Origin of the sequence: Brevibacterium sp. BDJS002 (assembly GCF_028201555.1) — a bacterium.
GTDB classification, from domain to species: domain Bacteria; phylum Actinomycetota; class Actinomycetes; order Actinomycetales; family Brevibacteriaceae; genus Brevibacterium; species Brevibacterium aurantiacum.
In genome coordinates this window covers 1,603,985-1,616,313 of sequence record NZ_CP116392.1, presented here as the reverse complement: position 1 = coordinate 1,616,313, position 12,329 = coordinate 1,603,985, and the positions used below count along the sequence as shown (strand labels likewise).

Below are 12,329 nucleotides of genomic sequence, written 5' to 3'. Positions count from 1 at the left end.
CGACAGCGCCCACAGATCACCGATTCACTCAAGCTTTCGTAGACTGGGACTCGTGGATCCTCGGCTGAAACTTCTGAGCACCGTCTCCTGGCGTTCGCGCCCCATCCCGGGCGAGCGCATGCGGACGCTGCTGCGCACCCTCGCCGAGGCAGGTCCCCGGGGCCTGTCCGCCGAGGCCCTCATCGACGCCATCTGGGCCGATGATCCGCCCGAACACCCGAGCAAGGCACTGCAGGTCCTCGTCTCCCGGACCCGAACCCAGACCACCGCCGAGGCCATCGAACGCACCACGACCGGCTACCGATTGGCACTGCAGACTGCGGACATCGACCTCTGGGCTCTCGACATCCTGACCACGGACGCCGAGGCTGCCCTGACCGTCGGGGACATCCCCCGAGCGCTGGAGCTGGCTCGCACTGCCATCGATCTCGGCGAGGATTCCCGTGCCGTTCACGTCATCGCTGTGGCGACGGCGAAGCAGGGCCGGCACCGTGAAGCTCTGCCCGAACTCACCCGACTCCATGAGGCCAACCCCTTCGACGAGAAGCTCACCGCCGAATTCCTCCGTGCCCTCGCCGGTGCGAAGGGGACGCCTGCAGCTCTCCAGGCCTACGCCGACGTGCAGACTCGCCTGGCCGAGGACCTCGGTTCGAGTTCGGGACCCGCACTGCAGGCCGTCCACCAGGAACTCCTCGCCATGGACGAACCGGTCCGCTCCGGTGTGCGGTATGCGGCGACGAGCCTGCTCGGACGCGACGACGACCTCGAACAGGTCACCGGTCTCCTTTCCTCTGCCAGGCTCGTCACGATCGTCGGTCCCGGCGGCCTGGGCAAGACCCGCCTGGCTCAGGAGCTGGCGCGGATGAGCCCCCTGCCGCATGTGCGCGTCGTCGAACTCGCGACGATCCGACAGCCCGACGAGGTCATCGGGGCCGTGGCAGAGACGCTGCAGGTGCGGGAGACGATCTCGCGCATCGAGCGCCAGACGCCCCTGCCCGATCTGCGCTCCCGCATCATCGCCCAGCTCAGTGTCGGCCGCAATCTGCTTGTCCTCGACAACTGCGAGCACCTCGTTGACGCGGTCTCGGACCTCGTCAGCGACCTGCTCTCGGCCGTGTCCGATCTGCGCGTCCTCACTACGAGCCGCACTCCTCTGCGTCTGACCGCCGAACACACCTACTACCTCGACCAGCTCCCAAGTACCGAGGCCATCGAGCTCTTCACCCAGCGGGCGCGTGCCGTGCGCCCGAGCATCACGCTCAACCGGCCGGTCGTCGCCGAACTGGTCGACCATCTCGACGGCCTGCCGCTGGCGATCGAGCTCGCGGCCGCACGCACGCGCACGCATTCCCCGGAGACGATCCTCGAGAACGTGGCCCGCCGTTTCGAACTGCTGCGCGGCGGTGATCGGAGTGCACCTGCACGCCACTAGACGCTCTCGGCTGTCATCGACTGGTCGTGGCAGCTGCTCGGCGAGGATTCCCGCCGGGCCCTGGCCCACCTTGCGCTCCTGCCCGATGCGTTGAGTGCCGACTGTGCCGAGGCAGTGCTCGGCTCCCATGCGACACAACCAACATTCGCCAGCCCCCTCCAGGCCGTCGACGACCTCGTCGACCAATCACTCATCACGGTCATCGAGCGCGGCGGCGAAGTCCGCTTCCGCATGCTCGAGACGATCCGCGAATATGGTCTGCTCAAGCTTGAAGAGTCCGGCGAGCGGACGCAGGCAGAGGCAGCCGTCGACGATTGGGCGATCAGCCTCTGCACCGAGGCGGTCCCCGACATCATGGGGTCTGCTCAGCTGCGTGCGGTCAGAATTCTGCGCTCCGAGGAACACAACCTCGCGCATGTTCTGCGCCGTCTCCTCGATCGTGACGATGATGACACCGTCACCATGCTCGCGGCCCTGCTCCCATGTTGGATGGTCAGCGGCGAGCACATCCACATCGTCACGCACTTCGACCTCATCGAACGGTTCCTCTCGACCTGGACGATGCCCGATCACCTCGCGGAGATGACCCGTCGGGTCCTCGCCGTCGAGACGACAACGTGGGGAATGCTCCCTCGTTGGCATGAGCTTCCCGAGACCCGGCGTGTGCTCAAGCAGCTGGGCCCGGACTCGGATGATCCCTTCATCCGCGCCATGACCCGCCTGGGCATCGCCGTCATCGAATCCGAAGCGCCGGAACAGTCCCCGGAGGACTTTGCCCGCTTTCACAAACTCAGCGAGTCAGACGATCGCCTCACGCGGCTCCTGGCGGCACCGTTCCTCGCTGGAATCAACGAAAACGCCGGTGAGGTCGGCACCTCGATCACGCTGCTCGAACACGCTATGGCCGATATCCGCGTCGACGATCCGCCGTGGCTGTCAACGCGCTACCGGGAGTCCCTGTCCCAGCTGCATCTGCAGCTCGGGAACTTCGCCAAGGCGCTCGAACACGCCCGAATCGCGCTCCCGACGCTCAATGACCTCGGTGACACCGTCGAATGCCGGTCAGTGCTCGCGTTCGCCCACCTCAACCTCGGCGAGGTGGCTGCGGCCGAAGCCGAACTCGATGCCCTCTCGAGGTCGAATGACCATGACGAGGCCTACCATCATCGGTACATGCTCCTGCTGGGTCGGGCCGAGCTCGCGCTCATGCGCGGCCGGGTCGATGAAGGACTCACGCTGCTCGATCGTGCGCTGGGTGCAGGGAGTGACCATGCGCCTCTGCCGGGTGTTCCCGTCAGCGATGGACTCGCCCCGTGGAATCTCGTCAGCGCCGCTGTGAGTACGGCTGTCCGTGCCCGCTGCTCCCCCACCGAGGTGGATGTGAAGAAGAGGGAGACGGTGTTTCAGGACGCGAGGCAGAAGTATCTGATCCTGCTGGACAAGACAGAACGCGCAACGGCCCAGCAGCGGGGTCACTATGACTTCCCGGTGCTGGGCACTGTCGCGTTCGCGCTTGCGGTCTGGGGACACCACCGCGAGGATGCCGATGCGGATCAGATTCCCAAGCTGATGGCTTTGGCGGACAAGCTCAGCTACAACCGAGGCTTCCCCTCGTTGAACTGGCGGGCCCTGGCCGATGACCTGACAGCCGAACAGGCAGGCCTACTTGAATCCGAGACCTACATGCTCGCGAACCTCGCCCCCGCCGAGGTGATCGTCGAGCTCCACGAATGCGCGCACACCCTGAACGAGCTGCACTCGCACACACTTTGAACGGTCACCTGCGCTGGTAGGACCGCAGCGCCAGCGGAGCGAAGATCGCGATGACGACGGCGCAGCCGACGAGCGCCCATCCCACCTCGGCGGTCACGGCACCGGTGTTCGCAAGGTCGCGGACCCCGGACACGACGTGTGAGATCGGGTTGATGGTGACGAACCACTGGAGCCAGTTCGGCAGAGATTCGACAGGGACGAAGGCGTTGGACAGGAATGTCAGCGGGAAGAGGATCATCATCGAGATGCCCTGGGCGCCTTGAGCGGAGCGGACCACGGTGCCGATGTAGGCAAATGCCCAGGACAGCGACCAACCGGTGACGACGACGAGGATGATCGCAGCGATCACGCCGAGGGCACCGCCTTCGGGTCGGTAGCCCATGGCGATTCCGGTCAGGAACGTCAATGATGCGGCGATCGCGTAGCGGACCAGGTCGGCGACCATCGGCCCCGCCAGGGGTGCGATGCGGGCGACGGGCAAGGTGCGGAAGCGGTCGAAGATGCCGGTGTCCATGTCTTCGCGCAGCTGCACGCCGGTGGCCATGCTCGCGGTCAGGCAGGTCATCGCGAGGATGCCCGGAACCATGAGCGGCAGGTAGTTCGCGATGTCGCCGCTGATGGCGCCGCCGAAGATGAAGCCGAACATGACGGTGAAGAGGATCGGCTGGATGGCGACGTCGGAGAACTGCTCGGGTTCGCGGCGCATGCGCTTGAGCGCACGGGCGGCGAATCCCATGGTCTGGTTCCAGGATTCGACGAGGCCCGGGCGGGCCGGAAGTTAGCTCGTGTCGGTGCTGACCGTGCCGATGGGTGCGCGGCGTGCGGCTTGGGTGGTCTGTGTGGTGCTCATGCTGAGATCTCTTCTCTGCTTGCGTCAGTGGGGCTTGGTTCAGTGGCGGTTTCGCCGGTGATGGTGAGGAACACGTCGTCGAGGCTGGGCTCCTGCACCTTGATCGACGAGACATCGATCGAATGGTCGCGCAGCGCCAGCAGCACGGTGGCCGCATCGCTGGCGACCTGCAGGGAGACCGTGATCGCTCCAGGATCGGGCACGTGGACGACGTCGCCGGCGAAGAGCTCGCTGATGACTGCACGAGCTCGGTCTTCGTCGCCGGCGTCGCCGAGGATCAGCTGCAGGCTGGAGCCGCCGATGGAGGCTTTGAGCTCGCCGGGGGTTCCCTGCGCCACGATCTGACCGCGGTCGATGACGGCGATGCGATCGGCCAGTTGGTCGGCTTCTTCGAGGTACTGCGTGGTCAGCAGCACGGTGACGCCACCGGCAACGAGGTTGCGGATCGTCTCCCACATCTGGTTGCGGGTGCGGGGATCGAGTCCGGTGGTGGGTTCGTCGAGAAAGATGAGCGGGGGCCGGGTGATGAGGCTGGCGGCCAGGTCGAGGCGTCGGCGCATGCCGCCGGAGAACGTGGACAGCGGTTTGTCGGCGGCAGCACCCAGTCCGAATTCCTCGAGGAGTTCGACGGCGACGGACCGCGCAGCGGTCCTGCTCAATCCCTGAAGTCGGGCGATCAGCTGGAGATTCTCGCGGCCGGTCAGCTTCTCGTCCACCGAGGCGTACTGCCCCGTCACGCCGATGAGCTGCCTGATCTTATGGGGTTCGCGGGCGACGTCGACACCGAAGATCTCGGCGTGCCCATCATCGATTGCCAGGAGCGTGGCCAGCATGTTGATCATCGTGGTCTTGCCTGCCCCGTTGGGGCCCAGGACGCCGAAGATCTCTCCCCTGCGGATGTCGAGGTCGATGTGGTTGACAGCGGTGTAGTCGCCGAAGGTCTTGACGAGTCCGCGAATGCGCACCGCCGAGGTGGCGGAGGCAGCTGCGTTGGTTTGGACCGATGGGTCTGTTCGTATGTTCTGCATTCCCTCAGTGTTCACGCCACCGGTTTCATCGTGGTTTCACAGCAGGCTCGCCCTGGTTTCATCCGGTCACCGGTGAGACGATGACGGCAGGTGCTACAGGCTGAGAACCACCTCGTCGGGTGTCACAGATCAAAGGAGCCTCACATGTCGCAGTTCACCGTCGCCGCCGTTCAGGCCGGCAGCACGTTGTTCGATACCGGAGCCACACTCAAACAGGCACTTGCCTATATCGGGGAGGCCGCGGAGCAGTCAGCTTCACTCGTCGTTCTCCCGGAGGCCTACCTCGGCGGGTATCCGAAGGGCCTGGACTTCGGTATCACGGTCGGTTCCCGCTCCTCCCAAGGACGGAAGGACTTCCAACGCTACTTCGACTCGGCGATTGCCGTTCCCGGCCCAGAGACCGATGCCTTGGCCGACGCCGCGAGCACTCATGGGCTGACCATCGTCATCGGCGTCATCGAACGTGACGGCGGCACCCTCTACTGCACCTCGCTGTTCTTCACCCCCGAGGACGGGTTGGCAGCCAAACACCGCAAGCTCGTCCCTACCGCCGCAGAGCGTTTCCTCTGGGGCCGTGGTGACGGATCGACGCTGGAGACGATTGAGACGGCTCTGGGCACCCTCGGCTCGGCGATCTGCTGGGAGAACTACATGCCGCTGCTGCGCCAGACCATGTATTCCAAGGGCGTCGACATCTGGTGCGCGCCCACCGTTGATGAGCGGGAGGTGTGGGCCTCGACCATGCGCCACATCGCATTGGAGGGACGGTGCTTCGTCATCAGCGCGAACCAGTACCTGCAGCGCCGCGACCTGCCCGACGACGTCCATCCTTTTCAAGGCGAGGATCCCGACACCACGCTGATCTCCGGCGGCAGCATGATCGTCTCGCCCTTGGGCCATGTGCTCGCCGGACCGAAGCGCGATGGTGCCGGACTCCTCCTCGCGACGATCGACCTCGACGAGTTGGCTCAGGCGAAGTTCGACTTCGATGCCGCTGGTCACTATGCCCGGCCCGATGTCTTCACGCTCCTCGTCGACGAAGAGGAGAAGCTCACCACCTACGGGCTGTGATGAGGCAGCTCGTGATGAGGCGGGCGATCATGCTCGCCGTCATCTTCTGGGGCCGGTCGAAGGCGAGTGCGGTCAGGGCCAGGGCTGCGACGAGCAGTCCGAAGTCGCGCAGGGCGATGTCGAAGATCTGTCCCATGGAGACGAGGTCGATGATGATCCCAGCCAGCCAGGCCACGACCAGCAGTGATCCGAATTTCGGAGCCACGGCGACGACGATGCCGGCGACGATCTCGATGATGCCCACGGCGAACATGGCCTGATGGGCGGTCCCCGGCACGATCGCATCGATCCACGGTGCCAGGTAGCTGTCCCAGTTCGTGAGCAGGCCGAAGAATTTGTCCAGCCCGAACAGGATCGGGGCGACGGTGAAGATGGTGCGCAACAGGAAGAAGGCGCGATCACTTCCAAGGTGAGATCTGAGGCCAACTGCCCCGGAACTTGCCCCGGTGCCTGATCCGGTGCCTGATCCGGTGTCTTCGGGGGTGGCGAGTTTGTGTGACATGAGCGTGTCCCTTCACGAATGGGCGGAGGATGCCTGTTGGCCTCCTGTACCCAGTTGGTGTCCACGCCTCATGCTCGTCTTACCGGGGCGAGAGAAAATGTTTCGCGGAAGGTTTTTCGCCGATTGAGGTAAGACCATCTCCCCCATCTGACACCAACGAACTATGACCCTTCTCTGCTTCGCCTGGTGGTGGCACAATGACGATCGTGAGTGATGTACCCATCTCTGTCCCTGACTGTGTGCGCGATGACAACTGGCACCTTCACCTCGGCGAGTTCGAAGAACCCGAGACACCGCAACGGCTCGCGGCTCAGCGCAGACTGCACGAACTGCTGCTCAAGGCCACCCGGCTGCAGGTGGGGCGGCTGCGGCATCAACTTCCAGGTGCCGGGTCGACTGACCTGGAGGATCTGGCTCAGCAAGCCGCCGACGATGCTCATCTCGCGGTGCTGCGCAGACTCGGCGAGTTCGAGGGGCGCAGCAGATTCAGCACCTGGGTGTTCAAGTTCGGCATCCTGCAGGCAGGTGTCGCCGTGCGCCGGCAGGCATGGCGCCACCGCGAGGTCACGCTCTCGGAGAACTTGCCGCTCGTCGATGCCGATCACGGGCCGGCCAGCCGCGCCGAGGGCTCCGATCTGGCGCGTGCGGTCCGCACGTCCCTGGGCACGGCACTGACGCCTCGACAGCGCCAGATCATGATCGCCCTGCTCGTCGACGATGTGCCCATCGATGTCCTGGCCCACAGGCTGGGCACCACTCGCAATGCGCTGTATAAGAATGTCCACGATGCCCGGAAACGACTGCGCGAGGCGCTCATCGCCTCCGGTCATCTCGAGGCACTCCCCGACAGGAGGACGTCATGACCGACCCGCACCAGCCGCTGAGCCCAGACGTGATCGCCCGGCTGCTCACGGACACGGACCCGTACCTGTCATGTGATGAGTGCTTCGCCCGCATCGACGAATTCGTCGAGCAGAGACTGGCCGACCCGAGCTACCGCGATGTGCCCATGGATGTGCATCTGGCCGGGTGCGCCGTGTGCGCCGAGGAAGCAGAGACCCTCACCGAGCTCCTGTCCTGAGTCCAGCCCGCAAACCTAGCTCAGCCCCTCACAGGAACGGGCGCATGGGCCGCAGCGCGAACTCGATGACCTGCGTCAGCGGGTGACGATCGAGCCAGTCACGGCCGAGTTCCTTGGAATGCTCGGCATCCTTCAGGAACACCTTCTCCATCTCAGAGGCGAACTTGTCGTCGATGATCTCGACGTTGGTCTCGTAGTTGAAGGTCAGTGAGAGCCGGTCGATGTTCGCTGTCCCCACCGTCGACCAGATCCCGTCGACTGTCGCGATCTTCGCGTGGATCATCGACGCCGTGTAGAGCAGAACGGTGACCTTCGAGCGCACCATCTGTTCGAAGAATCCGCGAGACAGAGAGTCGCCGAGGATGTGGTTGGATTCCTGGGGAACCATGACCCTGACATCGACTCCGCGTTCGGCGGCTTCGATCAGTGAGCGCAGCAGCTGCTGGTCCGGGATGAAGTACGGGGTCGTGAGCCAGATGCGCTCCTGTGCCCGCTCGAAGGCGTTGATGTACATCGAGCGGATCGGATAGATCAGTTGGACCGGCTGGTTCGCCGAGACCCGCAGCTTGGATTCCCAGGCCGTCGGTGCGACCCAGGGAATCTGATCGTCGATGTCGTCATGGTACTGGTTCCACACTTCAGCGATGGCCTGGCGCAGTCCCCAGGTGCCGGGTCCGGCGGCCTTGAGGTGGGTGTCTCGCCAGTGCCGGGCGTAGAGCGATCCGATGTTGAAACCGCCGACGTAGGCAACCCTGTTGTCGATGACGAGGATCTTCGAATGGTTGAGGCCGGAGAAGCGCATCGGCCCCTTCCAGAACTTCCTGGCTACCGTGGGCAGACGCAGCACCTTGATGCGCTCAGACAGCTGCGCATAGAAGGAGTGCGGGATGGTGAGGTTGGCGAATCCGTCGTAGATGAGGTGGACGACGACACCGCGCTCGGCTGCGGCGTTGAACGCGTCGACGAATTTCTGGCCGATCTCGTCGTTTTTCCAGATGAACGTCTCCATCTGAATAGATTCCGTGGCGGATGCGATCTCAGCGAGCATGTCCTCATACAGCGTCTCGCCGTCGGTGAAGATGCTCAGCTGGGAGTCTTCGACGTCCGCGTGGAAGGTGCCGGGACGCGGTGCCTCCCGCTGCTCCCGATCGCGTTTCTGCAGCAGGTCGATTGCCATCGATGCGCCGATAGTCAGCGGCACGGCACACGCCGCACCCACAGCGGCCCACGGTGCGATGGCACGGAGGCTGTCAATGCCCTGACGAAGATTGCGCGAAGTGGATCCCATAGCGAATCAGTCTAACGTTGCCGAATCTAGGCAGCGTTCAACTCTTACCCAAGAACTTCACCGCCGCCGAGGTTGCCCTCCGTCAGCGCAGATCGATGTCCTCTCCGTGTTCCTCGGCAGGGCGGGGACCGAATATGCGGCGTTCAGCCTCGGTGATGGTGACATCGTTGATGCTCGCCTCTCGACGTGCCATGAGGCCATCCTCGGTGAACTCCCACAGCTCATTGCCGTAGCTGCGCCACCACTGCCCAGCGGCATCGTGGAATTCGTATTGGAAGCGCACCGCGATGTGGTTGTCGTTGTAGGACCACAGGCTCTTGCGCAGGGCGTAGTCGAGTTCACGCTCCCACTTCCGGGTCAGGAAATCGACGATCTCCTCTCGTCCGGAGAGGAACTCATCGCGATTGCGCCACACCGAATCCGGTGTGTAGGCAAGAGAGACCTTGTGCGGGTCGCGGGTATTCCAGGCGTCCTCGGCACCCTGGACCTTCTTCGCAGCAGTCGCTGCAGTGAACGGTGGGAAGGGTGGACGTGCCTCTGACATGACGGTTCCTCTCTGAGCCGATGACAACGGGAGTCACCAGCCACTGTAGCCCCGCATGAGCGTTGACAGAACAGTGTCGCACCGCCGAGGTTGCCCGGCGTTGCCTGCCTAGTGAGCAGACTCACTTCAAATTTGTAGTTTATTGTTCAACTACACGATAGACTATTTCTGTACTTGATTCAGACCGAAAACACTGGAAGTGATAATGACACAGCAGCAGATGCCCCCAACCACCTACGCGCACGCATGGGTTCCACCTCAGCAGCAGGTCGGGCAGAAATCCTTCATTGCAACATGGCTTTTCTCTCTCTTCTTAGGCGGACTCGGAGTCGATCGTTTCTATCTGGGAAAGATCGGCACCGGAATTCTCAAACTCATCACATTTGGTGGTTTCGGCATCTGGGCGCTGGTCGACCTGATCCTCACCCTCAGCGGGGCGCAGAAGGACAATCGGGGCCTGCAGCTCAACGGCTACCAGCAGCACAGGAAACTCGCCTGGATTGTCACCGGCGCTCTCTTCGCCCTGGGGATCCTCATCGGCATACTGTCACCGAAGCCGACAGCGTCAACGCAGATCGCTGACCCAGCACCCAGCGCCGAGGCTGAACCCGCCGCCGTCGAAGAGCCTGCAGAAGAGGCCCTCGTCGACGAAGCTCCGCAGGAGAATGTCGCAGCAGAGGAAGCCCCTGTCGCTGAGGAACCAGCAGAAGAACCCGCCGAGGAGCCCGCTGCGGTGCCAGCAGAAGACACTGCAGTTGAGGAATCCGTCGAAGAGGAGCCCGCCGCAGAAGAAGAGGCAGCAGAGGCAGACGTTCCGGCTGAGTACACCTCGGCCCTGACCTCGGCAGAGACGTACTCCGACATGATGCACATGAGCAAGCAGGGAATCTTCGATCAGCTGACCAGCGAGTACGGCGGCCAGTTCACCGAAGATGCCGCCCAGTACGCCGTCGACAATATCGACGCCGACTGGAACTACAACGCGCTCGAGTCAGCAAAGACTTATCAGAATGAGATGGCGATGTCTCCGGCTGCCATCCACGACCAGCTGACAAGTGAATACGGCGGTCAGTTCACCACGGCTCAGGCCGACTACGCGATCGAGAACCTCAACGGCTGATCGCTGACAAGTTGTCGAGCACACATGCTCACAACGCACTGCGGCGCCCCAACCCTTTGCAAGGTTGGGGCGCCGCAGTCTTAGTTTCAGCCTGCTAGCCGAATATGCTCACACCGCCCGGTCCAACGAGGCAGCCGACAACAATGAGGATGACTCCCCAGAGGATCTGTTTACGGAAGATTGCGAAGATGCCCGAGATGACGAGCAGTGCTGCAATGATCCACAGGATTGTTGCCATTGTCCTGACCTTTCCTTAGGTGTTGCATAGTGGGTGTTTCACCGATCGGGTAATGAGCCGATCGGAGTGAGGGGATATTTGTTTCAGTGCCGAGGAGTGTCCGGATCCTCGAAGGTCCGCTGTTCGGTGGCACGTGGATCGTAGCCGCGCTCGCTGAAACGAGGATCGTTGAGACGAGGATCGTTCTCAGCGGCACGCGGGTCGCCTTCGGGAGCCCGAGGAGTGCCACGATCATCCGCGACTGGGCGGTTGCTGCCCATACGATAATCGTCCTCGACCGGCCTGTTGCCGTCCGCTACCGGACGGCCATCGTCGACTGGTCGATCGCCGAGGCGCTCACCGGGTTCACGGCCTGCACCGTTGTCAGCGAAGCGCGAATCCTGTCGCGGATCCTGTCCGGCTGGTGCCTGACGCTGGTCAGCGACGCGAGGGTCGTTGGCCACCGGAGGCTGCTGTCCCTGCGGTGGCTGACCCTGATCGGAGAATCGGGGATCGTTGGACACCGGTGGCTGGTCGGCAACCGGTGGCTGCTGACCTGCTGGTGCCTGACGCTGGTCAGCGACGCGAGGGTCGTTGGCCACCGGAGGCTGCTGGCCCTGCGGTGCCTGACGCTCGTCGGCAACAGGACGACCATCACCAACTGGGCGACCATCGGCAACGGGTCGACCGTCGCCAACTGGGCGGCCGTCATCGACGGGGCGCTGCTCGGCTGCACGGGGATCGTGGCCTGCGTGACGCTCATCGGCGACCGGACGGCCGTCGTGGTGACGTTCGTCCGCAACTGGTCGACCGTCGTGATGACGCTCATCTGCAACGGGCTGACCGTCATGGTGACGGTCGTGGCGGTCACCGTCGTGACCGGCCGCTGCTCCGGCGCCCGCACCTGCGGCGGCTCCCGCACCGGCGGCGCCGGCACCTGCGGCTGCACCGGGTGCGTTCTTGTGGTTGCCGCGAGTGTCCACGTCGGGATCCAGTTCATCGGCGCGCTTGAGCTGGCGTTCCTGCTCAAATCGCTTCTCCTGAGCGAGACGATCGCGTTCAGCGGCGTCAGCGTCCAGCTTCTCAGCCTCGGCGGCCTTGCGCTTGGCTTCCGCTGCCTGCACTTCGGCGTCGGCGTCGGCCTTCTTCGCCTCTGCCTTGCGATGCTCGGCGTCGGCTTCGCGGGCATGGACTTCATGCTCGGATTCGGCTGTCTCTTGACGGATCCGTGCTGCTTCCTTGCGCTGGTGTTCGCGCTTCTTAGCTGCGGCCTTACGACTGACCGCAATGATGATGCCGACGACAATCAAAATAACGACGATCGCTACGACTATCCAGATAATGGTAGTTGTACTCATGCGCTCTCTCCTTGCTGCCTATTCGGTTCTCATTGATCATTTGGATCCGATCAACAGGATGTTTT

General features: G+C 63.5%; 13 protein-coding genes. 6 read left to right on the top strand and 7 right to left on the bottom strand.

The window, feature by feature from the left end:
• The first annotated feature begins 52 nt into the window (after nt 1–52).
• Complete coding sequence (locus PGC08_RS07535; protein WP_271709879.1) at nt 53–1,432, top strand: BTAD domain-containing putative transcriptional regulator; 1,380 nt, start codon at nt 53–55, stop codon at nt 1,430–1,432.
• A gap of 90 nt (nt 1,433–1,522) precedes the next feature.
• Nucleotides 1,523–3,205 carry a hypothetical protein gene (locus tag PGC08_RS07530; RefSeq protein WP_271709878.1) on the top strand — a complete coding sequence of 561 codons (1,683 nt, stop codon included), beginning with the start codon at nt 1,523–1,525 and terminating at the stop codon, nt 3,203–3,205.
• Nucleotides 3,206–3,209: 4 nt separating this feature from the next.
• Here PGC08_RS07530 and PGC08_RS07525 read toward each other — a convergent pair whose 3' ends face one another.
• Both PGC08_RS07525 and PGC08_RS07520 read right to left on the bottom strand, forming a co-directional pair.
• Nucleotides 3,210–3,941: an ABC transporter permease gene (locus tag PGC08_RS07525; RefSeq protein WP_271709877.1), complete on the bottom strand. Its 732-nt coding sequence runs from the start codon at nt 3,939–3,941 to the stop codon at nt 3,210–3,212.
• A 110-nt stretch (nt 3,942–4,051) separates the two neighbouring features.
• On the bottom strand, nt 4,052–5,083 hold the full coding sequence (locus tag PGC08_RS07520; RefSeq protein WP_092108673.1) for an ATP-binding cassette domain-containing protein: 1,032 nt from the start codon (nt 5,081–5,083) through the stop codon (nt 4,052–4,054).
• Between the two features lie 144 nt (nt 5,084–5,227).
• On the opposite strand from PGC08_RS07520, the gene PGC08_RS07515 reads away from it, so the two are divergent.
• Nucleotides 5,228–6,154: a carbon-nitrogen hydrolase family protein gene (locus PGC08_RS07515; RefSeq protein WP_271709876.1), complete on the top strand. Its 927-nt coding sequence runs from the start codon at nt 5,228–5,230 to the stop codon at nt 6,152–6,154.
• On the opposite strand, the gene PGC08_RS07510 is transcribed toward PGC08_RS07515, so the two are convergent.
• A complete protein-coding gene (locus PGC08_RS07510; RefSeq protein WP_271709875.1) occupies nt 6,135–6,656 on the bottom strand; it encodes a hypothetical protein in 522 nt (173 codons plus the stop codon). The two genes, PGC08_RS07515 and PGC08_RS07510, sit on opposite strands and share 20 nt — an antisense overlap.
• Before the next feature lie 206 nt (nt 6,657–6,862).
• On the opposite strand from PGC08_RS07510, the gene PGC08_RS07505 reads away from it, so the two are divergent.
• Together PGC08_RS07505 and PGC08_RS07500 are read left to right on the top strand one after the other, a co-directional pair.
• On the top strand, nt 6,863–7,519 hold the full coding sequence (locus PGC08_RS07505; protein WP_271709874.1) for an RNA polymerase sigma factor: 657 nt from the start codon (nt 6,863–6,865) through the stop codon (nt 7,517–7,519).
• Nucleotides 7,516–7,737 carry a hypothetical protein gene (locus tag PGC08_RS07500; RefSeq protein ID WP_096160876.1) on the top strand — a complete coding sequence of 74 codons (222 nt, stop codon included), beginning with the start codon at nt 7,516–7,518 and terminating at the stop codon, nt 7,735–7,737. The genes PGC08_RS07505 and PGC08_RS07500 overlap by 4 nt, the downstream gene beginning before the upstream one ends.
• A gap of 28 nt (nt 7,738–7,765) precedes the next feature.
• Here the strand turns inward: PGC08_RS07500 and PGC08_RS07495 are convergent, their stop codons facing one another.
• Together PGC08_RS07495 and PGC08_RS07490 are read right to left on the bottom strand one after the other, a co-directional pair.
• The gene (locus tag PGC08_RS07495) at nt 7,766–9,025 is read right to left on the bottom strand and encodes a phospholipase D-like domain-containing protein (protein ID WP_096160875.1); all 1,260 of its coding nucleotides are present in this window, start codon (nt 9,023–9,025) and stop codon (nt 7,766–7,768) included.
• Nucleotides 9,026–9,107: 82 nt separating this feature from the next.
• Complete coding sequence (locus tag PGC08_RS07490; RefSeq protein WP_096160874.1) at nt 9,108–9,569, bottom strand: nuclear transport factor 2 family protein; 462 nt, start codon at nt 9,567–9,569, stop codon at nt 9,108–9,110.
• A 205-nt stretch (nt 9,570–9,774) separates the two neighbouring features.
• Here PGC08_RS07490 and PGC08_RS07485 point away from each other — a divergent pair, with 205 nt between their 5' ends.
• Complete coding sequence (locus PGC08_RS07485; protein WP_271709873.1) at nt 9,775–10,689, top strand: Ltp family lipoprotein; 915 nt, start codon at nt 9,775–9,777, stop codon at nt 10,687–10,689.
• Between the two features lie 94 nt (nt 10,690–10,783).
• On the opposite strand, the gene PGC08_RS07480 is transcribed toward PGC08_RS07485, so the two are convergent.
• Both PGC08_RS07480 and PGC08_RS07475 read right to left on the bottom strand, forming a co-directional pair.
• On the bottom strand, nt 10,784–10,927 hold the full coding sequence (locus PGC08_RS07480) for a GPGG-motif small membrane protein (RefSeq protein ID WP_164743327.1): 144 nt from the start codon (nt 10,925–10,927) through the stop codon (nt 10,784–10,786).
• Between the two features lie 83 nt (nt 10,928–11,010).
• Nucleotides 11,011–12,264, bottom strand: a complete 1,254-nt coding sequence (locus tag PGC08_RS07475) for a hypothetical protein (protein ID WP_271709872.1) — start codon at nt 12,262–12,264, stop codon at nt 11,011–11,013.
• Nucleotides 12,265–12,329 lie beyond the last annotated feature (65 nt).